This window comes from Streptacidiphilus sp. MAP12-33 (assembly GCF_041261265.1).
Taxonomy (GTDB): domain Bacteria; phylum Actinomycetota; class Actinomycetes; order Streptomycetales; family Streptomycetaceae; genus Streptacidiphilus.
Window position 1 is genome coordinate 14,219 of the sequence record NZ_JBGCCA010000044.1, and the last position, 22,165, is coordinate 36,383.

The 22,165-nt window shown below is 74.8% G+C and carries 18 protein-coding genes; 8 read left to right on the forward strand and 10 right to left on the reverse strand.

The genetic code is table 11. The features are described 5' to 3' along the window. Positions 1-23 precede the first annotated feature (23 nt). The 3 genes from ABH931_RS33955 to ABH931_RS33965 all read right to left on the reverse strand — a co-directional run bounded on the left by ABH931_RS33955 (position 24) and on the right by ABH931_RS33965 (position 2,020). Positions 24-737 (reverse strand): hypothetical protein, encoded by a 714-nt coding sequence (locus ABH931_RS33955; RefSeq protein ID WP_370122198.1) that lies wholly within the window; start codon positions 735-737, stop codon positions 24-26. Next, a complete protein-coding gene (locus ABH931_RS33960) occupies positions 734-1,195 on the reverse strand; it encodes a SigE family RNA polymerase sigma factor (RefSeq protein WP_370122201.1) in 462 nt (153 codons plus the stop codon). The genes ABH931_RS33955 and ABH931_RS33960 overlap by 4 nt, the downstream gene beginning before the upstream one ends. 150 nt (positions 1,196-1,345) lie before the next feature. Next, entirely contained in the window at positions 1,346-2,020 is a 675-nt protein-coding gene (locus tag ABH931_RS33965) for a hypothetical protein (RefSeq protein WP_370122203.1), read from the reverse strand. A 167-nt stretch (positions 2,021-2,187) separates the two neighbouring features. Between ABH931_RS33965 and ABH931_RS33970 the strand changes: the two genes are divergently transcribed. Next, a complete protein-coding gene (locus ABH931_RS33970) occupies positions 2,188-3,039 on the forward strand; it encodes a GNAT family N-acetyltransferase (protein ID WP_370122206.1) in 852 nt (283 codons plus the stop codon). Here the strand turns inward: ABH931_RS33970 and ABH931_RS33975 are convergent. Then, positions 3,018-5,300 carry a PQQ-binding-like beta-propeller repeat protein gene (locus tag ABH931_RS33975; protein WP_370122209.1) on the reverse strand — a complete coding sequence of 761 codons (2,283 nt, stop codon included), beginning with the start codon at positions 5,298-5,300 and terminating at the stop codon, positions 3,018-3,020. The genes ABH931_RS33970 and ABH931_RS33975 overlap by 22 nt on opposite strands. Positions 5,301-5,465: 165 nt before the next feature. On the opposite strand from ABH931_RS33975, the gene ABH931_RS33980 reads away from it, so the two are divergent. Together ABH931_RS33980 and ABH931_RS33985 are read left to right on the forward strand one after the other, a co-directional pair. Next, positions 5,466-6,131, forward strand: a complete 666-nt coding sequence (locus ABH931_RS33980) for an NAD(P)H-binding protein (protein ID WP_370122212.1) — start codon at positions 5,466-5,468, stop codon at positions 6,129-6,131. Positions 6,132-6,173: 42 nt separating this feature from the next. Continuing rightward, positions 6,174-8,261: a primosomal protein N' gene (locus ABH931_RS33985; protein WP_370122215.1), complete on the forward strand. Its 2,088-nt coding sequence runs from the start codon at positions 6,174-6,176 to the stop codon at positions 8,259-8,261. 332 nt (positions 8,262-8,593) lie between these two features. Here ABH931_RS33985 and ABH931_RS33990 read toward each other — a convergent pair whose 3' ends face one another. Then, a complete protein-coding gene (locus ABH931_RS33990; protein ID WP_370122217.1) occupies positions 8,594-9,166 on the reverse strand; it encodes a hypothetical protein in 573 nt (190 codons plus the stop codon). A 282-nt stretch (positions 9,167-9,448) separates the two neighbouring features. Here ABH931_RS33990 and def point away from each other — a divergent pair, with 282 nt between their 5' ends. Together def and fmt are read left to right on the forward strand one after the other, a co-directional pair. After that, entirely contained in the window at positions 9,449-9,994 is a 546-nt protein-coding gene (def, locus tag ABH931_RS33995) for a peptide deformylase (RefSeq protein ID WP_370122219.1), read from the forward strand. 49 nt (positions 9,995-10,043) lie between these two features. Then, positions 10,044-10,970 carry a methionyl-tRNA formyltransferase gene (gene fmt / locus ABH931_RS34000; protein ID WP_370122221.1) on the forward strand — a complete coding sequence of 309 codons (927 nt, stop codon included), beginning with the start codon at positions 10,044-10,046 and terminating at the stop codon, positions 10,968-10,970. 235 nt (positions 10,971-11,205) lie between these two features. Here fmt and ABH931_RS34005 read toward each other — a convergent pair whose 3' ends face one another. Beyond that, positions 11,206-12,213 carry a substrate-binding domain-containing protein gene (locus tag ABH931_RS34005; protein ID WP_370122224.1) on the reverse strand — a complete coding sequence of 336 codons (1,008 nt, stop codon included), beginning with the start codon at positions 12,211-12,213 and terminating at the stop codon, positions 11,206-11,208. 59 nt (positions 12,214-12,272) lie between these two features. On the opposite strand from ABH931_RS34005, the gene ABH931_RS34010 reads away from it, so the two are divergent. The 3 genes from ABH931_RS34010 to ABH931_RS34020 all read left to right on the forward strand — a co-directional run bounded on the left by ABH931_RS34010 (position 12,273) and on the right by ABH931_RS34020 (position 16,079). Further along, positions 12,273-13,733 carry an RsmB/NOP family class I SAM-dependent RNA methyltransferase gene (locus ABH931_RS34010; protein ID WP_370122226.1) on the forward strand — a complete coding sequence of 487 codons (1,461 nt, stop codon included), beginning with the start codon at positions 12,273-12,275 and terminating at the stop codon, positions 13,731-13,733. Between the two features lie 75 nt (positions 13,734-13,808). Further along, complete coding sequence (rpe, locus tag ABH931_RS34015) at positions 13,809-14,492, forward strand: ribulose-phosphate 3-epimerase (protein ID WP_370122229.1); 684 nt, start codon at positions 13,809-13,811, stop codon at positions 14,490-14,492. A gap of 126 nt (positions 14,493-14,618) precedes the next feature. Continuing rightward, the gene (locus ABH931_RS34020; protein WP_370122232.1) at positions 14,619-16,079 is read left to right on the forward strand and encodes a GuaB1 family IMP dehydrogenase-related protein; all 1,461 of its coding nucleotides are present in this window, start codon (positions 14,619-14,621) and stop codon (positions 16,077-16,079) included. A gap of 270 nt (positions 16,080-16,349) precedes the next feature. On the opposite strand, the gene ABH931_RS34025 is transcribed toward ABH931_RS34020, so the two are convergent. The 4 genes from ABH931_RS34025 to ABH931_RS34040 all read right to left on the reverse strand — a co-directional run bounded on the left by ABH931_RS34025 (position 16,350) and on the right by ABH931_RS34040 (position 22,079). Continuing rightward, positions 16,350-18,935, reverse strand: coding sequence for a DUF6493 family protein (locus tag ABH931_RS34025; protein ID WP_370122235.1), 2,586 nt, complete (start codon positions 18,933-18,935; stop codon positions 16,350-16,352). Beyond that, positions 18,932-20,347: an SWIM zinc finger family protein gene (locus ABH931_RS34030; RefSeq protein WP_370122238.1), complete on the reverse strand. Its 1,416-nt coding sequence runs from the start codon at positions 20,345-20,347 to the stop codon at positions 18,932-18,934. Before ABH931_RS34030 ends, ABH931_RS34025 begins: the two co-directional genes overlap by 4 nt. A gap of 49 nt (positions 20,348-20,396) precedes the next feature. Further along, the gene (locus tag ABH931_RS34035) at positions 20,397-21,080 is read right to left on the reverse strand and encodes a DUF5995 family protein (protein WP_370122241.1); all 684 of its coding nucleotides are present in this window, start codon (positions 21,078-21,080) and stop codon (positions 20,397-20,399) included. A gap of 144 nt (positions 21,081-21,224) precedes the next feature. Further along, a complete protein-coding gene (locus tag ABH931_RS34040; protein WP_370122244.1) occupies positions 21,225-22,079 on the reverse strand; it encodes an NAD-dependent epimerase/dehydratase family protein in 855 nt (284 codons plus the stop codon). Positions 22,080-22,165: the final 86 nt, after the last annotated feature.

The following is a 22,165-nucleotide window of genomic DNA, read 5'->3' on the forward strand; positions in this document are numbered from 1 at the left end:
TGCGTGTCCTGCGTGCGCCCGGCTCACCGGAACCAGGGGTCGTGGGTCACCCGCGTGCCGTGCGCGTCGAAGACGTCGACGACCGCGAGAGTACGGCCGGGAGCGATGGGGACCACGAAGCCCCCGGTGGCCGAGCCCGGCGGCTGCACTGGGTGGACCGTCGTCGTGCGGCCGTCGGAGAAGGTGACGACGACGGTGGCGCCCCGGTCCGCGCCGAAGCCGGTCAGCAGACGCAGACCGCTGCCTCCGGCGACGTGCACGCCCATGCCTTGGTCGACGGCGGATCCCGGGTCGTAGCAGTCGGTCCAGTAGCCGCCTGCCTCGGTGTCCACCTGCACGCCGTCGATCACCAGGTGCTGGCAGAACCCGTTCTCGTCGATCCGGGCGCTCGCCTGCCAGCCGATGCCGTCGACGGTGCCGGACCCCAGGGTGAGCAGCGTCGAGGGCCGGGCCGAGGGCGAGGCGGGGGCGGGGGATGCCGGGGCGACCGACACCGCCGTGGGCGTGTCGGGGGAGCGCAACTGCGGGACGGCGACGCCCAGCGCCACCACCACGGCGGCGGCGAGCGCGGCACCCCGCGCGGTGTGCCGCAGGCGGGCGCGGCGCCGGCCGGCGCGGACCACCGCCGCGACCGGCGGCGCGCTCGGCACGAGCCGGTCGGTGTCCGCCGCGAGGGCCCGGCGCAGCGCCGCGTCGAGGCGGGCGTCGTCCGCGTCGTGGTCCCGGTACTGGTTCATCGCTCGCCTCCCGGAAGGGACAGGGCGTACTCGCCGAGCGCGGGATGTCCGCGCAGCTTGGCCAGCGCGCGGGACGCCTGGCTCTTGACCGTGCCGACGGAACAGCCGAGCAGTTCCGCCACCTCCTCCGCGCCCAGATCCTCCCAGTACCGCAGCACCACCACCGCCCGTTGCCGCTCCGGCAGTTCGGCGAGGAGCGCGACGAGCACGCCGCGTTCCCCGTCGGCGTCACGGCCCGCGTCGGCCGCAGGGTGGTCGGGGACGAACGGCGTGAGCAACTGGACGACGCGCCGCCGCCGGTGGCGGCTCCGGTTGGTGTTGACCAGCGCGCGGCGCACGTAGGCGTCGGCCGTCTCGGCGCGCACGCCGCGCCAGTACGGGTACACCTTGGTCAACGTCGTCTGGACGAGATCCTCCGCCTCGTGGAAGTCGCCGGTGAGCAGGTAGGCGGTCCGCACCAGGGCGGTCCAGCGGGCGGCGACGTAGTCGCTGAAGTCGCTCCAGCTCCCGTCGCCGCCGCGCCGTCCCCCGGTCGCCGCCGCGCCGTCCCCCGGTCGCCGCCGCTGTGCCGATCTGCACGCGTGCCAGTCCGTCCTACCGTCGTCGGATCAGTGCCACTCGGTCTCGTGGCTGAGGCGGTGCCCGTCGCGGGAGTAGGTGTCCACGCTGCGGATGTACCACCCCTTGCCGATCGGGATGGTGAAGGCGCCGAAGGCGGTTCCCGGCAGATGCACGGTGTTGGCCCGGTAGGTGCGGCCGTTGGTGAAGGTCAGCACCGCGTAGGCGACGGGTGCCATGGGCTGGCCGACGAAGAGCCGGTAGCCGGAGGTGCCCTTGTCGGTGAGACCGTTCAGGCTCTCCTCGCCGATGGGCTGGTGGGCCCCCGTCACCGGGGAGCAGTCCGCCCAGGGACCGCCCTGGTGGTCGATGCGGACGCCGTTCAGGTACATCCGCTCGCACACCAGCCCGGTGTACTTCGGGGTCTTGATGCCGGGCGGGAAGGACGGCACGCGGAAGCCGGGCGGCAGGTGCCGGTAGTACTCCAGGTCGACCTTCCAGGTGACGGCGCCCATCCTGCCCTGGCCGACGAGCACGCGCTCCACGGCGGGCTGTGCCGTCGTCGTCCGCTGTGCCGTCTTCGCGGTCACGGAAGGATCGACGGCGCCAGTGGTCGTGGAGGCGGAGGCGACGCCGGACAGGGCCACCCCCGTCGCCGCGGCGGCGGCCACTCCCGCTCCGGCGGCCATCTTCCAACGGGTCCGCTTGGTCGCTGTGGTGGACAACAGGACTCCTCACTCGGCTTCGGTCGCACTGACGAGGGGGCCGGTGACCCCCTCCGGTCATCTCTACTCCCATGTGCGGCAGGAGGGTTGCACGCGCCGGGTGCGATCCGTGCGGCGGATAGGCTGCACGTCATCGATCCGAGGGACCGATCCCCAGGAGGACGCGCGTGCAGCTCGACGACTGGCAACTGACCGAGGACGTGGAGGAGTTCCGCGCCGCCGCGGACGCCTGCCTGTCCGCCGACCCGGCGGGCAACACCCTGCTTTTGACGGTCAGTGAGACCGTACGGCAGCGCGGCCCCTTCGCCTTCGACGAGGAGTACCGGGCACGCTTCGGCTGGCAGCGCGACCGGGACGGCGCGGTGGCGGCCGCGTTCGCGCAGACCCCGCCGCGTGGCCCGCTGCTCGGCGTCATGGGCGAGGCGTCCGCGCGCGCCCTCGCCGCGACGCTGGGCCCGGTGCCGACGGTGATCGGTGAGGACGCGGCCGTGCGCGCCTTCGCCGACGCCGCAGGCCGACCCTGGGAGGTCTTCCGGGCCGAGCGGCTCTTCCGTCTCGGCGAGGTGACCGCGCCCGACCCGGCGCCCGAGGGCAGCGCCCGGCTCGCCACGGACGACGACATCCCGTTGCTGGAGCGGTGGTTCACCGAGTTCGCCGCGGACGTGGGCGAGCCGGGAGGCGGGTTCCAGATCGTGGAGCGGGTCGAGGAGGGCCGCGTCCTGCTGTGGCAGGACGCGGACGGCCGCCCCGTCTCCATGGCCGGCTGGTCCCCTCGCGTCGCCGGACAGGTGCGGATCGCGGCGGTCTACACCCCTGCCGAGCTGCGCGGGCGCGGCTACGCCGGAGCGCTGGTGGCGCAGGCGAGCAGCGATCTGCGGCGGGCCGGTGCGGAGCAGGTGCTGCTCTTCACCGACCTCGCCAACCCCACCAGCAACGCCCTCTACCAGCGCGTCGGGTACCGGCCCGTCGCCGACCACACGGTCGTCACCTTCACCGGTCAGCGGGCCGGGAGGGCGTAGACGCGCTCGCCGTGCGCGGCGTAGAGCACGGTCCCGTCGGTCTCCAGCCACCAGGTGTCGTCGGCGCCGCCGTCCTGGAAGGTCCACAGGACCTTGCCGGTGGCCCGGTCCAGTGCGGCGAGGGCGTTTCCGTCGCCGCTCGAGGCCAGCACCGGGCAGAAGACGGTCCGGCCGACCACCAGCAGTGCCGACGGCAGGATGTCGGCGACGATCGGGGTGCTCCACACCTTCGTGCCGGACCGCACGTCGACCGCCACGGCGGTGTCGTCACCGAGGGTCCCGTAGACCACGCCGTCCGCGTAGGTGAGCGACTGGTAGGAGTGGTCGGTCGATCCACTCAGCTTGAGCCGCTGGTCGCCCTTGTCCACGCCGTACCCCAGCAACTGCGGACCGGGCAGGAACACCGTGTCGCCGCCGAGCAGCGGCAGCTCGGTCATCGTCCACTTCGGGTCTCCGTAGTCCTGGGACCAGACCTGGGTGCCGGTGCCCTGGTCGCGGACCACGACGTTGTTGGTGTCGTTCGTGTAGATCACGTACTTCGCGGTGGCGAGGCCCATCACGTCGTAGCCGTTGGGGCTGCGGCGGTGCTGGACCCAGCGGACCTTGCGCGACTGCGTGTCCAGGGCGACGATCACCGACTGGTCGCTGCCCAGGACGATGACCGGCTGTCCCTTCGCGTCCAGCGCGTACTGCTCGCCGGCGACGAAGACGGTCCGGTCGTTGGCGCCCAGCAGCGTGTTGAAGCCGAACTGGAGCGGTGTCGGTATCGTCCAGCGTTGCGCGCCGGTCACCGGGTCGACGGCGGCGATGTCCTGGTTGTCGTCGATCATCAGCAGCAGTCCGCCGCCGAGGTACATCGGGCGTTGCACGAGTCCCGGGCCGATCGTCGGCCCCGTCCAGGCCGGCTTGCCGGAGTGGAGGTCGAGCGCGGTCAGGTCGTTGTCCGCGACCAGCAGGTGACCGTCGACGAAGAGCGGCGGGCTGGCGATCGTCCGGCTCACCTGGTACGTCCACAGCGGCTCCGGAGCCACGCCGGGCGGACGCGTGGGTGTGGGTGTCGTCGTCGGGGAGGGGCTCGCGGACCGCTTCGGCGCGGGCGTGGGTGTGCCGCCGCCCCGCGACAGCGCGTAGGCCGCGCCGCCGATGGCGACCACGCCCACAGCGGAGAGCCCGCCCAACAGCAGCCTGCGCCGGGAGGGCGCGGTGGGCTCCGCGGCGGCCCCGACGGCGCCGGACGCAGCGGCCGGGCCGGCTCCGACGAGGACGGTCTCCGCGCTGCCCGCCACCGGGGTGGCGGCGGACGCGTTCTCCGCCCCCGTCCCGGCCGTGCCCGCGGCCTCCGCCGACGCGCCGAAGCGCGGCGGGGGCGTCTCCAACTCCATGACGCGCGCCGCGTGCCGGGCGATGCCGGCGGAGAGCTCCGCGGGCAGCCAGGCGCCGCGCAGCGCGACGGCCGCGCCCTCGGGGGCGAGCAGGGACAGCAACTGTGCGGGTGTCGGGCGGGCGGCCGGGTCCTTGGCCAGGCAGGCGGAGACCGTGGCCAGCAGCGGCTGCGGCACCCGGGAGAGGTCCGGCTCCGCGTGCACGACGCGGTAGAGCAGCTCCGCCGCCGACGCCGTCTCGCTGAACGGGCCGAGCCCCGTCGCGGCGAAGCAGAGCACCGAGCCGAGGGAGAACACGTCGCCCGCCGGGCCGACCTTCCGCCCCGACGCCTGCTCGGGCGACATGAAGCCGGGGGAGCCCACCACCACGCCGGTCGTCGTCGCCCCGGACCCGTCCAGCGCCCGGGCGATCCCGAAGTCGATCACCCGCGGGCCGTCCGCCGTCAGCAGCACGTTGGACGGCTTCAGGTCCCGGTGGACCAACCCCGCGGCGTGGACCGCCTGCAGGGCCTCCGCCAGCACCGCGCCCAGCGCCCGCACCGTCCCCTCGGGCATCGGCCCGTGTTCGGCGACGGCCTCGGCCAGTGTCGGCCCGAGCACGTAGGCGGTGGCCAGCCACGGGGTCCCCGAGTCCCGGTCGGCGTCGACGACGGGTGCGGTGTACGCCCCGTCCACCGACTGCGCCGCCGCGACCTCGCGGCGGAAGCGCGCGCGGAACTCCGGATCCCCGGCGAGCTCGGCGCGGACCACCTTCACGGCGACCGTCCGGCCGCCCGCACTGCGGGCCAGGTATACCCGTCCCATCCCGCCCGCGCCGAGTCTGGCGACCAGGCGGTACGGGCCCACCGTTGACGGATCGTCCGGTTCGAGCGACTGCATCTCTGTTCCCCCGTCACACACGTCCACCGGCCCAGGTGGCCGGTGCGACGGCGAGGATTGTCGCAGCCCGGCACGGCCGGTGGAACCGAATCCGTCGGCACGGGGCTCACCCGGGCGGCGGAACCGTCCGACGGGTCGCGCGGTCGCGGCTGTTAGCGTGCGAGGATGCGCATCGTCATCGCAGGCGGCCACGGCCAGATCGCCCTTCTGCTCGCCCGGGAACTCGCCCGCCGCGGCGACCTCGCGGTGGGCCTGATCCGGAACGCCGCCCAGGCGGACGACCTGCGCGCGGCGGGCGCGGAGCCCGTCGTCCTCGACCTGGAGCAGGTGTCGGTCGACCAGGTCGCGGACGTGCTGCGCGGGCAGTCCGCGGACGCCGCGCTGTTCGCGGCGGGCGCGGGGCCCGGCAGCAGCGCGGAACGCAAGTACACCGTCGACCGCGACGGCTCGGTCAAGCTGGCCGCCGCGGCGGAGGCGGCGGGCGTTCGCCGCTTCCTGCAGATCTCCACCATGGGCGCGGGCGCACCGCCCGCGCCCGGTACCGACGAGATCTGGGCCGCCTACATCGACGCCAAGACCCAGGCCGAGGACGACCTGCGCGCGCGGGCGGGCCTGGACTGGACGATCCTGCGGCCCGGCCGCCTGCTCGACACCCCGCCGACGGGCCGCGTCGCGCTCTCGGCTCCGCCCCTCGCGCGCGGCGGCGTGCCGCGGGCCGACGTGGCGCTCGTCCTCGCGGAGCTGGCGGGCTCCGGAGCAGGAGCCGGCCAGGTCCTGGAGCTGACCAGCGGCGAGGTACCGGTGGCGCAGGCCGTGCTCGCACTCCGGTAGGGCGCGGTGCTGTCGGTCTGATCTGGTAGGACTGGGGGAGCGATGGCAGAACCCGAATCCCCCGAATCCTCCCCGGTCAGCGAACAGCTCGAACTGATCCGGACCGAGCTGCGCCGTGCCAAGGCACGGCCGAAGCCGAAGCCCGTCGCCGAGGCGCTGCCCGTCGCGCGGGTCGTCGTGGACAAGGGGCTGTCCCACCTCGACCAGTACTTCGACTACGCCGTCCCCGCGCGCCTGGCCGACGCCGCGCAGCCGGGCGTGCGTGTCCGCGTGCGCTTCGGCGGGCGCGTCGTCAAGGGACAGGGGCGGCGCGAGGGCGGCAAGCTCGTCGACGGCTACGTCGTCGAGCGGCTCGCGGCCAGCGACTTCGCGGGGCCGCTCGCCCCGCTGGCGCAGGTGCTCTCACCGGAGCGGGTGCTGACGCCCGAGTTGCTCCGGCTCTGCCGCGCCGTCGCGGACCGCTACGCCGGCACCCTGGCGGACGTGCTTCAGCTCGCGGTGCCGCCCAAGCACAACAAGCCCGAGGCCGAGCCCGCACCGGAGGCGCCCGGCGCGCCCGTACCCGCGCCGCCGCCGGGCGGGTGGGCCCGGTACGGCGACGGCCCCTCGTTCCTGGAGGCGCTCGCCGCCGGTGAGGCCCCGCGCGCGGTGTGGTCCGCGCTGCCCGGGCCCGGCTGGCCCGACGAGCTGGCGCGCGCCGTCGCCGCCGCGCTCGCCTCCGGACGCGGCGCGCTCGTCGTCCTGCCCGACGGCCGTGCCGTCGCCCGTCTGGACGCGGCGCTGGACGCGTTGCTCGGCTCGGGCCGGCACGTCGCCCTTACCGCCGAGCTCGGTGCGGAGGAACGCTACCGGCGCTGGCTCGCCGTCAGCCGGGGCACGGTGAGAGCCGTCGTCGGCACCCGTGCGGCGATGTTCGCGCCCGTGGCCGACCTCGGCCTCGTCGCGATCTGGGACGACGGCGACACCTCCCACAGCGAGCCGCACGCCCCGCAGCCCCACGCCCGTGACGTGCTGCTGCTGCGCGCCGCCGACGCCGGCGCGGCCGCGCTCGTCGGCGGGTTCGCCGTCACCGTCGAGGCGGCCCAGCTGCTGCGCACCGGCTGGGCCCGCCCGCTGGCGGCGCCGCGCGAGGAGCTGCGGCGAGCGGCGCCGCTGGTACGCACGGTCGGCGACCACGACCAGGCCGGGGACGGTGCCGCCCTCGCCGCTCGCCTGCCCTCGCTCGCCTGGCGCGTCGCCCGCGACGCCCTCGCCCGCGGCCCGGTCCTGGTCCAGGTCCCGCGCCGAGGCTATGTGCCACGGCTCGCCTGTGCCCGTTGCCGCGAACAGGCCCGCTGCGCGCACTGCGCCGGTCCCCTGGAGGCACCGGACTCCGTCGGCCCGCTGCTCTGCACCTGGTGTGGCCGCCCCGAGGCCGACTGGCACTGCCGCGAGTGCGGCAGCTTCAAGCTGCGCGCCCAGGTCTTCGGTGCGCGCCGCACCGCCGACGAGCTGGGCCGCGCGTTCCCGTCCGTGCCGGTGCGGACCTCCGGACGCGACGCCGTGCTGGCCACCGTGCCCGGCTCCCCGGCGCTCGTCGTCGCGACGCCCGGCGCCGAGCCCGTCGCCGAGGGCGGCTACGCCGCTGCGCTGCTGCTGGACGCGTGGGTGCTGCTGGGCCGCCCCGACCTGCGGGCCGACGAGGAGGCGCTGCGGCGCTGGCTCGCGGTGGGCGCGCTGGTGCGCGGCGCGGCGGAGGGCGGCACGGTGGTGATCGTTGCCGAGCCGAGTCTGCGGCCCGTGCAGGCGCTGGTCCGCTGGGATCCGGCGGGCCACGCCGCGACGGAGCTCGCGGAGCGGGCGGAGCTCGGCTTCCCACCGGTCTCCCGCATGGCCGCGGTGAGCGGCCCTCCGGCGGCGGTCCAGGACCTTCTCGACCTCGTCCGGCTCCCCGAGGGCACCGACCTCCTCGGCCCCGTCGCCCTCCCCACGCCCCGCGGCGAGGACCGCGTCGACCGCGTCCTGCTGCGCGTCGCCCCGGGCCGCGGCGCCGCCCTGGCCACCGCCCTCAAGGCCGCCCAGGCGGCCCGCCTGGCCCGCGGCAAGGGCGACCCGGTCCGCGTCCGCGTCGACCCACCGGACATCGGTTGAGGCGGCGCAGCCGCCTGTAGGGCGCGAGGCTCTGCTCAATCAACTGCGTGCGCGAGCAACCACCGGCGTGCGGACGGCCCTGCGCGTTGAGGACCATCCGCACGCCGGTGGCTTGTCGCGCCCACGCAGGGGGCACCTCGGGACACCTCCCGGCCGAAGGCTGGGGGAGGAGCCGCATATCGGCAGAGCCCCGCGCCCCTCGACGGTGCAACGACCTGCGGGAGCAAAGCCGTCCCGGCTCGCGCCCACGCAGGGGGCACGTCCCGGCCGAGGGCTGGGGGAGGAGCCGCGAGTGAGTACGGCCTCGCGCCCCTGAGGTGAGTGCGACTACCTCAATGCGTGTATCCCCGCGTGGGGGCGGGGAGCGCGGCGCGGCGGGCGGAGGGGATGGGGGCGCGGAGGCCGGAGGGGGGTGGGGCCTGCGGCCCCACGTGCTGCTGGGGCAGCGGCACCTCCGCCGCCGACGGCAGCCCCGGCGTCTCCGCGAGGATCTCGTCGTCCTCCAGCGGACCCCGCTGCTGCCCCGGCTGGAGCACGGGCGACGCCCCGTCAGGCGTGTTGCGGCGGACCCCGTACCGCCGGTGGACCGCCTGCTTGGTCACGCCGAGCGCGGAGCCCACCGCGTCCCAGGAGAAGCCGAGCGATCTGTCGAACTCCACGGCCGCCGCGACCAACCCCTCCACGCTGTCGCGCAGCTCCTGCGCCAGGCGGACGGTCGGCGCGGGCGCGCGCCCGTAGACGACGAAGCCCGCGGCCGTCGTGGGGCGGCGCGGCCGGTAGACGTTGCCCAGCTGGGCGGTGAGCGTGCGCAGCGCGTCCACCTGGCGGCGCACCCGCTCGATGTCGCGGACCAGCAGGTGCAGACTGGCTCGGGCGCGGGCGTCGTGTGTGGCGTGTTCGACCATGTCGTATGTGCCTCTCGGACGGCGGTGGGCGGACCGCGAGGGGAGGGTTCCGGCGGTCAATCTCCTTTGACCAACGGCCGAGGTGTCGGATCGGTCACGATAGGGGCGCGCGAGAGGGCGCGCAGGTGGACGAACGGGGCTCGTGCCGATCGCGCACCACGGGAGTGAGCCCCCGCCGGGGCCCCTAGACTTGATCCTCCGAGCCTTCGAGGCTCTGTGCACGGCCGCGGGAGCGGCCGCCCCTGCACGCACCCACCCATCCTGACGACGGGAGACCGCGCCGTGGCCATCCAGCCGATCCGTATCTTCGGCGATCCGGTGCTGCGCATGAAGGCGCAGCCGGTCACCACCTTCGACAAGGAACTGCGGCATCTCGTCCGGGACCTGACCGAGACCATGAAGGACGCCCCGGGCTCCGGCCTGGCGGCGCCTCAGATCGGCGTCTCGCTGCGGGTGTTCACCTACCACGTCGACGGCGAGCTGGGACACCTGATCAACCCCTCCCTCGACCTCACCGAGGAGCACCAGGACGGCGACGAGGGCTGCCTGTCCCTTCCCGGCCTGAGCTTCGACACCCGGCGGGCCTTCGGCGTCGTCGCCAAGGGCTTCACCATGCACGGCGACCCGGTGACCGTCGAGGGCACCCAGCTGCTCGCCCGCTGCATCCAGCACGAGACCGACCACCTGGACGGGATCATCTTCATCGACCGGCTCGACCGCGAGCAGCGCAAGGCCGCGATGAAGGCGATCCGCGACGCGGACTGGGCCGGTGAGCAGGCCCCGCAGGTGCGGGTCTCCCCGCACAGCACCTTCGGCGGTGCGTTCTGACCTGCGCTGCGTCCCACCGAGCCGCACCGAGAAAGGCACTGGAACACGTATGAAGCTCGTCTTCGCCGGCACCCCCGAGGTCGCGCTCCCCTCGCTCGACGCGCTGATCGCCTCGCGCCACGAGGTGGCCGCGGTCGTCACCCGTCCCGACGCCCCGGCCGGACGCGGCCGCAAGCTCGTCGCGAGCCCCGTCGCGCAGCGCGCGGAGGAGGCGGGCATCGAGGTGCTGCGGCCCACGAAGCCGAGCGACCCGGAGTTCCTCGCCCGCCTCGCCGAGATCGCGCCCGACTGCTGCCCCGTCGTCGCCTACGGCGCGCTGCTGCCCAAGTCCGCGCTGGACGTGCCCGCGCACGGCTGGGTCAACCTGCACTTCTCGCTGCTGCCCGCGTGGCGTGGCGCGGCGCCGGTGCAGCACGCCGTGCTGGCCGGCGACGAGGTCACCGGCGCGTCGACGTTCCTGATCGAGCGCGGCCTGGACTCCGGGCCCGTCTACGGCACGGTGACGGAGGAGGTCCGCCCGGCGGACACCAGCGGCGACCTGTTGGGCCGCCTGTCGGTCTCCGGCGCGCGCCTGCTCGTCGCGACGATGGACGGGGTGGAGGACGGCTCCCTGGAGGCCCGCCCACAGCCGGCCGACGGCATCACCCTCGCCCCCAAGATCTCCGTCGAGGACGCGCGCATCGACTGGGCGGCCCCCGCTCTGCGCGTGGACCGCGTGGTGCGCGGCTGCGCGCCCGCGCCGGGTGCGTGGACGGTCTTCCGCGGCGAGCGCCTCAAGGTCGCCTCGGTCCGCCCGGTGGTCGGCCTGGCGGAGCTGGCCCCTGGCGAGGTGGCGGTCCACAAGAACACCGTCCGGGTGGGCACGGGCTCCTACGAGGTCGAGCTGGGCGAGGTGCAGCCGCAGGGCAAGAAGCGCATGTCCGCGGGCGACTGGGCCCGCGGCGCCCGGGTGGAAGCCGGCGAACGCCTCGGCTAGTCGCGGACATTCAGTCGCACGACCTCAGGCGGCGCAGCCTTCTGGGGCGCGAGGCTCTGCCGATTGGGGGCTCCTCCCCCAGCCTTCGGCCGGGAGGTGCCTCCTGGGTGGGCGCGACAAGCCACCCGGTGCCTCAGATCCTCAGCGAACAGGGCCGTCCGCCTCGGGTGGGTTGCTCGCGACCACGCGGAGGAGCCGCCTGTCGGCAGAGCCTCGCGCCCCTGAGGGTGTGCGGCTATCCCGCGCAGGCGCCGTCCAGCTTGGTGCCGCGGAGGTCCGCGCACGCGGTGAAGCCGTGGCCGCGGAGGGTCGCGATCTCGGCCGGGCTGGTCAGGAAGTCCAGGAAGTCCGCCACCAGCCCGGCGGGGTGGTCCGCGGTGTAGAGGTACTCCGTGGCGACGAACGGGTACGCGCCCGAGGTGACGGCCTGCGTGCCGGGCGTCTGCCCGTCGACCGCGACCACCTGGACGTCGGGGAAGTACGTCAGCGCGTCCGCCTCGGCGTAGCCGATCGCGTTGGGGTGCGAGTTGACGAAGCTCAGCAGGTCCATGGTGTTGTCGCTCGCGCAGAACCCGCTCCGGGTGCCGGCGCCGCACACGGGGGCCGACTGCGGCTCGGGGTCGCTGCCGCCGAAGAACGCCGAGGCGAAGGCCGACCGGGTCCCCGAGCTGTGGGTGCGGCCGACCGCGATCAGGCCCGGCGCGAGGGCTCCGGCGTGGCCGGAGAAGAGGGCGCGGAGCTCGTCCGCGCTGATCCCGCCGGACGTGAAGAGGTCCGGCAGGTTCGCGCGCAGGCCCGTGTTGGCCACGACGGCGAAGGACACCACCCCGACCGGGCGGCGGGTGAGCTCTCCTGCGGCTTCTGCTGCTGGGCCGTTCCGGTGGTGACGGCTCCGGGCGTGTCCTGTCCCTGGTTGAGCGGCTGGTCGTACTCCACGCTCCAGGAGATCTCCCGCAGCGAGCGCCGCCCCCGCCACAGCAGGCCCGCGCCCGTGGTGACCGCGGCGACCACGAGTGCGCCGAGCACCCCTCGGCTGTCGATGAAGCTGTTGAGCGTGTCCAAGGCCGAAGCCGTCTGCAGCATCCTCGTATCCCCCCGGATCGGTATCCGGGAGTCTGCGGCGTCCGGGCGGCGGGTGGGGGAGCGGGGGGTGTCGCCCTGGTGAACCGTCGGGGAGCGGGGGATCGGGAAGCGCACACTCCTGACATTCCGTCAGTAAGGTGCGGTGCCGGAAATGCGGCATGATGGATCACTAGCCATAGCGATCGTCAGCACTTTGAGGCACAGAGGTAAGGCCCGCCCATGAGCACTCCCGCATCCCGCCCCGCGTCGGAGAAGGCGCCCGCGAAGAAGCGTCCCTACCGCAAGCCCGCCCAGGACCCGGCCCGCCGGCTCGCCTTCGACGCCCTGCGGGCCGTCGACGAGCGCGACGCGTACGCGAACCTGGTGCTGCCCGCGCTGCTGCGCAAGGCCGAGCAGGACGTGAACTTCACCCGCCGCGACGCCGCCTTCGCCACCGAGCTGGTCTACGGCACGCTCCGGATGCGCGGCAGCTACGACGCGATCATCGCCGCCTGCGTCGACCGCCCGCTGAGCAAGATCGACCCGCCGGTCCTCGACGTCATCTCGCTGGGCGCGCACCAGCTGCTGGCCACCCGCATCCCGACCCACGCGGCCGTCTCCGCCACCGTCGACCTGGCCCGCACAGTGCTGACCGATGGTCCGGCGAAGTTCGTCAACGCGGTGCTGCGCAAGATCTCCCAGCACGACCTGGACACCTGGCTGGAGCAGGTCGCCCCGCCGTACGAGGACGACGCCGAGGAACACCTCGGGGTGCTCTTCTCGCACCCGCGCTGGGTCGTCTCGGCGCTGTGGGACGCCATCGGCGTCTGGCAGCCGCAGGCGTCCGGCCGCACCGCGATGGAGGCGCTGCTCGCCGCCGACAACGCCCGCCCCGAGGTGACCCTGGTCGCCCGCCCCGGCCGTTCCACGGTCGAGGAGCTGGTCGCGGCGCTCGACGAGGACGCGACGGAGCCCGGCCGCTGGTCCCCCTACGCCGTCCGCCTCGCCGAGGGCGGTGACCCGGCCGACCTGCGCGCGGTGCGCGAGAACCGCGCCGGCGTGCAGGACGAGGGCAGCCAGCTGGTCGCCGCCGCGCTCGCCGCGGCCCCGTTGGAGGGCGGCCGTGACGCCCGCTGGCTCGACGCCTGCGCGGGCCCCGGTGGCAAGGCCGCGCTCCTGGCCGCGCTCGCGGCCGAGCGTGGCGCCGCGCTGCTCGCCTCCGAGGCCCAGCCGCACCGTGCCCGTCTGGTCGCCCGCGCGCTGGAGGGCAACCCCGGCCCGTACGCGGTCATCACCGCCGACGGCACCCGCCCGGCGTGGCGGCCCGCCTCGTTCGACCGTGTTCTGGTCGACGTCCCCTGCTCCGGTCTTGGCGCCCTGCGCCGCCGTCCCGAGGCGCGCTGGCGTCGCCGCCCCGCCGACGTGGCCAACTTCGCCCCGCTCCAGCGGGGCCTGCTGCGCAGCGCGATCGACGCGACGCGTCCGGGCGGCGTGGTCGGCTACGCGACGTGCTCCCCGCACCTCGCCGAGACCCGCGTGGTCGTCCAGGACGTCCTGAAGGGCCGCGACGACGTCGAGTGGATCGACGCCCGTGCGTGCCTCCCGAACGTCCCGGACCTGGGCGAGGGCCCGGACATCCAGCTCTGGCCCCACGTCCACGGCACGGACGCCATGTACCTCGCCTTGTTGCGCAAGAAGTAGTTCCCGGCGCCCCCCGTGGCTGAGGCATGATGGCAAGCAATCCCGTAGTCCGTGATCGACTCGAAAGTGCGTGAGATGCCCCAGATCTGTCCCAGCATCCTGTCCGCCGACTTCGCCCGGCTCGCCGAGGAGGCGGAGGCGGTAAGCGGTGCGGACTGGCTGCACGTGGACGTCATGGACAACCACTTCGTGCCCAACCTGACCCTGGGACTGCCGATCGTCGAGTCGCTGCGCAAGGCGACCGACATCCCGCTCGACTGCCACCTGATGATCGAGAACCCGGACCGCTGGGCCCCGCAGTACGCCGAGGCCGGCGCCGGCTCCGTCACGTTCCACGTCGAGGCCGCGGCCGCGCCGGTCCGGCTCGCCCGGGACCTGCGGGCGCTGGGGGCGCGCGCGTCGATGGCGCTGCGCCCGGCGACGCCGATCGAGCCGTACGAGGACCTGCTGCCCGAGCTGGACATGCTGCTGATCATGACCGTGGAGCCGGGCTTCGGCGGGCAGGCGTTCCTGGACATCATGCTCCCCAAGATCCGGCGGACCCGGCAGCTGATCGACAAGCACGGGCTGGAGCTGTGGCTCCAGGTCGACGGCGGGGTCTCCGCGTCGACGATCGAGCGCTGTGCCGAAGCCGGCGCGGACGTGTTCGTGGCCGGTTCCGCCGTCTACGGCGCGGACGATCCGGCCGCCGCCGTGGCCGCGTTGCGGGCGCAGGCCCAGTCCGCAACGGAGAGCGCGCCCTGGGTGCGGCGGGCCTGAATGCCCTACCCTTGTAGCTAAGCACAACGCCATTTGGATGAACATCCAAGGGGTGGCCGGATTTCCGGCCGTCTCCTTGTGGCGTCGTGCCATGAACCGCACGGATCCGGCCCGTAGGCTGAAGGCATGCGGTTCCTCAATCCGGTTACCGGCGAGCTGGACGCACGTCCGTCCGCTCCCTACGACCTCACGTACGACGACGTCTTCATGATCCCCAGCCGCTCGGCGGTGGGATCCCGGCAGGCGGTCGACCTGTCCACCAACGACGGCAGCGGGACGACCATCCCGCTGGTCGTCGCGAACATGACCGCCGTGGCCGGTCGACGGATGGCCGAGACGGTCGCGCGGCGCGGCGGCATCGTCGCCATCCCGCAGGACATCCCGTTCGAGGTCGTCTCCGAGGTCATCGGCTGGGTCAAGCGCCGCCACCTCGTCCACGACACCGCCGTCACGCTCGCGCCCGGCGCGACCGTCGCGGACGCGATCTCCCTGCTGCACAAGCGCGCACACGGTGCGATCGTCGTCGTCGAGGACGGCAAGCCCGTCGGCGTCGTCAGCGAGGCCGACCTCAAGGGCGTGGACCGCTTCACCAGCGTCGCCGCCGTGATGAGCAAGGAGCTGCTGCTCCTTCAGGAGAGCGTCGACCCGCGCGAGGCCTTCGAGAAGCTCTCCGCCGGGCACCGCAAGCTCGCCCCGGTGGTCGACACCAAGGGCGATCTGGTCGGCATCCTCACCCGCAAGGCCGCGCTGCGCGCGACCCTCTACAGCCCGGCCGTCGACGCCGACGGCGCGCTGCGCATCGCGGCCACCGTCGGTATCAACGGCGACGTCGCGGGCAAGGCCAAGGCGCTGCTGGAGGCCGGTGCGGACGTGCTGGTCGTGGACACCGCCCACGGCCACCAGGAATCCATGATCAACGCGCTCCAGGCCGTGCGCGGCCTGGACCCGCAGGTGCCGATCGTCGCGGGCAACGTCGTCGCCGCCGAGGGCGTGCGCGACCTGGTCGAGGCGGGCGCGGACATCCTCAAGGTCGGTGTCGGCCCCGGCGCCATGTGCACCACCCGGATGATGACCGGTGTCGGCCGGCCGCAGTTCTCCGCCGTGCTGGAGTGCGCGGCCGAGGCGCGACGCCTGGGCAAGCACGTCTGGGCCGACGGCGGCGTGCGCCACCCGCGTGACGTCGCGATGGCGCTGGCGGCCGGTGCCTCCAACGTCATGATCGGCTCCTGGTTCGCGGGCACCTACGAGTCGCCCGGCGACCTGCAGACGGCCCCCGACGGCCGCCAGTACAAGGAGAGCTTCGGCATGGCCTCCGCGCGCGCCGTGCGCAACCGGACCGCCGAGGAGTCCAACTACGACCGCGCCCGCAAGGCGCTGTTCGAGGAGGGCATCTCCACCTCCCGGATGTTCCTGGACCCCGCCCGTCCCGGTGTCGAGGACCTGATCGACTCGATCATCGCCGGCGTCCGCTCCTCCTGCACCTACGCGGGTGCGGACTCGCTGGAGGACTTCCATCGCAAGGCCGTCGTCGGCGTCCAGAGCGCCGCCGGCTTCGCCGAGGGCAAGCCGCTGCACGCCAGCTGGTGACGTCGGGTCACACCCGGACTGCTGCCCGCCCATCCCGCGCACGCGGGACGGGCGGGCAGCGGCGTTTGCCGGCCTGGAGCCGTTCCCGACCCGGTAGCCCGGTAGCCCGGTAGCCCGGTAGCCCGGTAGCCCGGTAGCCGCAGGCCGGTCGCCAGGTGGGAACCGAGTCGGGCGCGGGGTGGATCGGCTGCCGCGACAGTGGGGCCGGCGGCAGGCCGGGCCACCGCGTCATGCGCGGGGAGCCCGGCCCGGCGTCCGGTCGGCCTGCCGTCAGCCTGCGGTGAGGACGGCGTGCAGGGCGCGGGCCTCCTTCAGCAGGCGGGAGGAGCCGCGCTGGCCCGCCAGAGACTCGACCGCCGGTAGCGCGCCCGTCGCCCTGCTGCCGGCGGCGCAGTCGCCGGCGATGGCCAGCAGCTCCGGGACGCCGCGTATCGGCTCCGGGGCGAGCAGTCCCGGCAACGCGGAGCGGAGCACCGACCAGACCGTCGCCATGGCGCCGGCCTCGGCGGCCTGGCGGAGGGCGAGCGCCGCGCGGTTCAGCGGGGTGATGCCGTTGCGGGCCGCCTCCGCGAGGTCCGCGCCGAGGCGGTCCGTGTCGAGCGCGCCCTGGGCCGCGAGCAGCAGCAGGGCGTCGACCGCGGCCGTGCGGTCCTCCGGCGCGGCCGAGCCGAGCGCGCAGGCGACCGTCAGATGGACGGCCGGACCGGCGGGCCCGCCCGCCTCCACCAGCTGCGCCAGCAGCAGCGCGTTGCCCTTCACGCCGTACTGGGCCGCGTCGACGATCGCGTCGCCCAGGCGGGTTGCCAGCTCCTCGCGGTGGCACGGCAACGCCGCCAGAGCGTACGGCGTGGACTTCGCACCGAATCCCGTCATCCGGCTCCGGCTGAGATCCACCAGCGGGCCCAGCAGCCTGGCCAGGACCGGGCCGAGCAGCGCCTGGTGCTCCGGCGCGAGACCGGGCTGGGTGACCAGCGGACGCGAGCCGCCCTCAGCGGATATCCGCTCGGTGTGCTGACCGGGCAGGCCGCCCATGGCGAGCCACCCGGTCAGCAGTCGGCCCTCTGTCGAGCCGAGGCGACCGGCGGCGGCGAGTACCTCGGGATCGTCCGTCGCCAGGACGCGGAGCAGCGCCTGGCCGAAGTCCGTCGCGCCGGCCTGGCCGTCCGCGGCTTCCAGGGCGGCGAGGCGTTCCACCAGGGCAGCGGCCTCCAGCGTGCCGTCGGCATGGCTGGGGGTGGCGAGCAGGAGCGGTGTTCGGCCCATCACGACCAGCGCGGCGGCCTCCTGGACCCGTGTGGCGAGGACCGCCTGGAAGCGGTCCTGGTAGTCCCCCAGAAGCGGTCCCTGACCCTGGAGCATCAGCTGCGCCCGTGCCGTGCTGACGTGACCGGCCGCGGCGGCCGCCACCAGGCCGATCCAGTGGTGCTGGTCCCACCAGGAGCGGAGTTCCTCGGCCCACAGCCGCTCGCGCAGCACCGGCTTGAGCGCGACCCGCAGCGCCTCGGCGTCCCGGAAGGACTCGCGGACGAGGCCGTCCAGGGTGCGCTCGAAGGCCGCCACGCTCTCGTCGCCCGCCAGGACGGCGGCCAGCTCCTCCGCCACGGCTGCGGGCCCGTCCAGCGGCTCGCCCAGCGGCACCCGCGTGGGCAGCGGCGGCAGCAGCTCGACGTAGCCCTCGCTCGCGTCCGACGGCGCCGCCGAGGCGGCGTCCAGGCCGAGTAGCTGCGCCGCGCGGGCGGCCTGGGCCGGGCCCAGCAGTTCGGCCGCAGCCGTGATCTCGGGCAGCAGCGCCGGGCCGGCGGCCTTGATGTGACGCGCTGCCAGCTTGAGCGCCCGCTCCCGGAGCTCGACGTCGCTCTGCCCGAAGGCCTCGATGGCGCCGCGCACGGCCGCCGCCGCCCAGTCGGGCGACCGCCGACCGGAGCGGTCCAGCCAGGAGAGCTGCGCGCGCAGCAGCTTCTTCTCGGGGCGGAGGAGGACCGTGGCGGTGGCCTCGACCAGGTGCTCCGGATCCAGCAGGCCGGCAGCGTCCGCCTCGGCGAGCCGGGTCTGGGCGTGGGCCGCCTCCGTCGACCCGACGTCCAGGAGCGGCAGATAGGCGCGGACCCGGGCGGCGGACTCCGCCGCGGTCGGGGCGAGCTCCTCCAGAAGGCGCAGGAAACCGCGCTGGTCGCCGGGCCGTCCCCCGCGCGTCAGCCGGGCCAGGCAGTGATCGAGTATCAGGCCGCGCTCGACCACGCCGGCCTCGATCAGCCCGCCGATCGCGCCGCGCCACTCCTCGCCCAGCTGGTTGCCGGCGCCGACGACGTCGAACATCGCGAGGACCAGGGCGGGGGTGTCCGGGTCCTGGATCAGCCGGAGCGTCAGCGCGCGCCGGTGCTCCGTCGTCGCGGCCGGCCAGAGCTGGTGACGCTGCCACGCCAGCACCACACCGTCGGTGGTGGGGATCGGTTGCCCCGTGGCGCGGGCGAGGTGCTCGACCATCGGGTACTCGTCGCCGAACCAGACGCCCGGCCTGCGGTCGGCGATCCGGCGCAGGACCTCGGCCTGCCACTCCTGGCTCTGCCGGTCCACGACGGTCTGCACGGCCCGGTCCTGCCAGACCACGAACCCGACGGCGGAGCCGATCCCGTTCGCCCAGGAGAAGGCGGAGGAGGGCGCCGTGTGGCAGCCGAGCCCGGCCACCAGCAGGGCCAGGCTGTCGGCTCCCGGGTGCTCCCACCAGGCGGCGGAGAACTCCTTGCGGCGCTGCTTGAGCGCGGGCAGCAGGGCCCGGCGCTCGGCCGGGCCGAGCCCGTCGAGCGCGGCCAGCACGCCCTCGACGTCACCGCGGTTCACACAGTCCAGCACGCTCATCGCGCCCCCACCGCCGTCGTCGTCCCCGAACCGGCGGCCTCCGCCACCAACCCCACCGCCAGCACGTGCTTGCACGGCCCGCGCCCGCCCCGGTACTTCGCCCACCACAGGCAGGTGCAGGACAGCGAGCCCTCCGGGCCGCGCCGGACCCGCTGCGCATGATCCCCTACCAGCACCGACGCGCCGCCGTCCGCCTCCGGCCGGACCGCTCCGGCGGCCACCAGCGCGCGGGCGGCCCGCAGCCGCGGATTGTGGGACTCCGCCCGGCCGGTGTCGTAGGGCAGGCGGCGGTGGAAGAGGGCCGCCTCGGCCGTGTCGTAGCCGACCTGCCCGGCGGTGCCCAGCCGGGTCAGTGCCGCGCGGACCCGGTGCGGCGGCAGCCCCGCCTGCCCGGCCAGCTCCGCCACGTCGATCCGCGGCTCCCAGGCCAGCAGCTCCGCGACCAGCTCCGCGTCCTGCTCGCTGCCGGACGAGGCCAGCGCCTCCAGTACGCCGCCCTCACCGGAGAAGCCGCGTGCCGCGTCGGGGGAGAGCGTGAGCGTCAGCCGCATCCCGGGCAGCTCGACCTCCCACGCGGAGCTCGTCGGCCGGGTCTCGCCGGCCGTCAGCGGCGGGCCGTAGACGCGCAGCGCACGGGCGTACCGCAGCACCCGCTGCAGCGCGACCAGCCGCTGCGGGCCCGGCAGGCAGACGGCGCCCGGCACGGCCCGACTGCTCGGCCGCAGCAGCCGCCCGGCGGGGACGACCCACTGCGCCGGCCCGGCGGCGCCGCGTCCGCTCCCCGCACGGCCCGCGCTCCCTGCCGTCAGCGAGCGCAGGAACCGCACCGCCTCGGCGGCGGGCAGCTCGGCGCGCAGGTCGAACCCGGCCGCCACCACCTGCGTCTCGGCGAACCCACGCAGCCAGCGGTCCGGCAGCGGGACCTTCTTCTCCACGACCGCGCCGTCCAGGGTGGTGACCTCCAGCGCCTCCGAGCCGACCGCGAGCCGCAGCGGCTCGGCGGGGCCGAGACGGCCGAGGGCGTCCCGCAGGGGGATGTTGACGTCGACGTTGGTGGTGCCGTGGCCGATCGCGCCGCCGTCGACCCCGGACTCGAGCACGTCCAGGCGGGCGTAGACGCCGCCGCAGCCGGAGAAGGACTCGAAGCGCAACCGGTCGCCCCCGGCGGTGACCACGGGATCCATCGAGGCGGGCAGCCGGGGCTGGTAGTAGCGGGCGGCGGCCACGTCGGCGACGGCGAGCAGCCCGGCGGCCGCTGCCGAAGGGGCCGTCAGCATCCCCTCGAAGAAGCGGGGATGGGCGGCCTCGCCGAAGGGTGTGGCCCCACCGGAGGTCTCCAGGCCGAGACACCCGTGCTGGTCGTCCAGCACGGAGGAGCGCAGGTAGCGGTACGCGTGAGCGGCTTGCGTCATGTCGGGAACGCTAGAGCAGGGGACTGACAGCGCCCCGGGATCCGCCGGTTCAGCGCACCCCGCGCAGGGGGGTGAGCAGACAACGACTCGTCATGCCGGTGGTGCGGTCCAGCGCGTCGGCCGCCGCCGTGTAGGCCTCCGGGCGGTCGCGCAGCTCCCACAGCATCTGGGCACAGGCCCAGGCCGCGTCGCGCGCGGCGTCGATGCTCCAGGAGCCGAGCAGGTGCAGCAGCGGATCGGCGACGTCCAACTCCGGCGGGAGCGCCAGCAGTTCCTCGCGTACCCGGTCCTCCACACCGGCCAGCAGGTCGTTGACGCGGTGGAAGTCCGCCTGCAGCGCCTGCGGCGGGCAGCCGAGGCTGCGGCAGGAGTCGACCACGGACAGCGGCAGGTCGTGCTGGATGTGACTGTTCATTCCGGCCAGGGCGAACTGAACAGGACGGATGCCGGGGTGGTACCGCAGGTCGAGCAGCGGACGCCAGCAGGCGGGCGGCGCGGCGGCGCCGAGGGCGCCGAGAAAGCGGTCCGCGAACAGCGCGTCCAGGCGCGCCACGTCCGGCGGTGAGACGAAGTACCCGTCCACGGTGAGGTGGTCCACCATGGCGTCGGTGACCTGGAGGTACACGGCGCCGAAAACCCCCACCCCGTCCCCGTCCGGCAGCCCGGCGACGGCCTCCCCGATCCGCGCGGCCACGACGGCGACGGCGTCGGCGGGGGCGGTGCTCAGCTCCATGGCGCCAGCATCCCAGTGCCCCACCACGCGCGGCGATCCTCCACGCGGGTGGTCCGGCCGAAAAGCTGCAGGTCGCACCGGAACACGCCCCAGGTCCTGTCAACTGCCCCACAGGTCCCGGGCGTCAGGAGGCCGGCATCGCCGTCAGAGCGCGCCCGCGTCGCGGGCGGACCAGACGGAGGGGTAGAGAGGGCGCCAGCCGAGGTCGTCGCGGAGGGGGAGGTTGTCGGCCATGCCGTTCCACGGGTCGGGATCGGTGGCGTCGGCGTTCTCGGTGGGGAACGGGGTGCCGTTGAGGCGGTGCAGGTCCCAGGCGGTGACCGGGGCGTCGTCCACGGCGTTGTAGGCGCGGCCCTCGATGCCGGGTGCGCGCAGCGCGCGGAAGAGCGCCTGGGCCACGTCGGCGTGGTGGACCATCGGCAGGCGGCGGTGGGCCGGCCAGCCGGTGATGAAGCGCGCCGACTGCGCCAGATGCGGGTCGCCCTCGCCGTAGACGAACGCCAGCCGCACCACGACCGGGTCGAGCCCCGGCACCTCGGCGAGCCCCGCCTCGGCCTCCGCCTTGGAGCGGGGGTAGACACCCCAGGCCGGCTCCGGCTCCAGCGAGTCGGCCGCGCCCGCCGGGCGGCCCCGGCCCGCGCCGTAGACGAGGTTCGTACTCGCCTGCACGAACCGCCGCACGCCCGCGGCCGCGGCCTCGCGGCCCAGCGCGATCGCCGCGTCGCGGTTGACGGCGAGAGCCTCCTCGTCCGGCACGCCCCGGAACGCGGCGGCCACGTTCACCACGGCGTCCACGCCGTCCAGCGCCCGCCTGCGCGCCTCCGCGTCGCGCAGGTCGCCCAGCACCGCCCGCGCGCCCATCGAGCCGAAGCGCTCCGCGCTGTCCTCGCCCCGCACCAGCACCCGCACGGACTCGCCCGGGGCGACCCACTGGAGCAGCCTCGGCACGAACCGCCGCCCGACCTGCCCGGTTGCGCCCGTCACCAGAATCGTCGTCATGATCGGTTCCCTTCACCCTCGCGGGCCCTGCAGTCGTCCGGCCCGTCGACAACCAGCCTGCGCGCGGCAGACCCACGGCGGGAGAG

Coding starts and splice junctions, on each gene's coding strand:
- ABH931_RS33980 (WP_370122212.1), top strand. CDS start 5,466: ATGCGCATCGTCATCGCAGGCGGCCACGGCCAGATCGCCCTTCTGCTC.
- ABH931_RS33985 (WP_370122215.1), top strand. CDS start 6,174: ATGGCAGAACCCGAATCCCCCGAATCCTCCCCGGTCAGCGAACAGCTC.
- ABH931_RS33990 (WP_370122217.1), bottom strand. CDS start 9,166: ATGGTCGAACACGCCACACACGACGCCCGCGCCCGAGCCAGTCTGCAC.
- fmt (WP_370122221.1), top strand. CDS start 10,044: ATGAAGCTCGTCTTCGCCGGCACCCCCGAGGTCGCGCTCCCCTCGCTC.
- ABH931_RS34010 (WP_370122226.1), top strand. CDS start 12,273: ATGAGCACTCCCGCATCCCGCCCCGCGTCGGAGAAGGCGCCCGCGAAG.
- rpe (WP_370122229.1), top strand. CDS start 13,809: ATGCCCCAGATCTGTCCCAGCATCCTGTCCGCCGACTTCGCCCGGCTC.
- ABH931_RS33975 (WP_370122209.1), bottom strand. CDS start 5,300: ATGCAGTCGCTCGAACCGGACGATCCGTCAACGGTGGGCCCGTACCGC.
- ABH931_RS33955 (WP_370122198.1), bottom strand. CDS start 737: ATGAACCAGTACCGGGACCACGACGCGGACGACGCCCGCCTCGACGCG.
- ABH931_RS34030 (WP_370122238.1), bottom strand. CDS start 20,347: ATGACGCAAGCCGCTCACGCGTACCGCTACCTGCGCTCCTCCGTGCTG.
- ABH931_RS34025 (WP_370122235.1), bottom strand. CDS start 18,935: ATGAGCGTGCTGGACTGTGTGAACCGCGGTGACGTCGAGGGCGTGCTG.
- ABH931_RS34040 (WP_370122244.1), bottom strand. CDS start 22,079: ATGACGACGATTCTGGTGACGGGCGCAACCGGGCAGGTCGGGCGGCGG.
- ABH931_RS34005 (WP_370122224.1), bottom strand. CDS start 12,213: ATGCCGCATTTCCGGCACCGCACCTTACTGACGGAATGTCAGGAGTGT.
- ABH931_RS34020 (WP_370122232.1), top strand. CDS start 14,619: ATGCGGTTCCTCAATCCGGTTACCGGCGAGCTGGACGCACGTCCGTCC.
- ABH931_RS34035 (WP_370122241.1), bottom strand. CDS start 21,080: ATGGAGCTGAGCACCGCCCCCGCCGACGCCGTCGCCGTCGTGGCCGCG.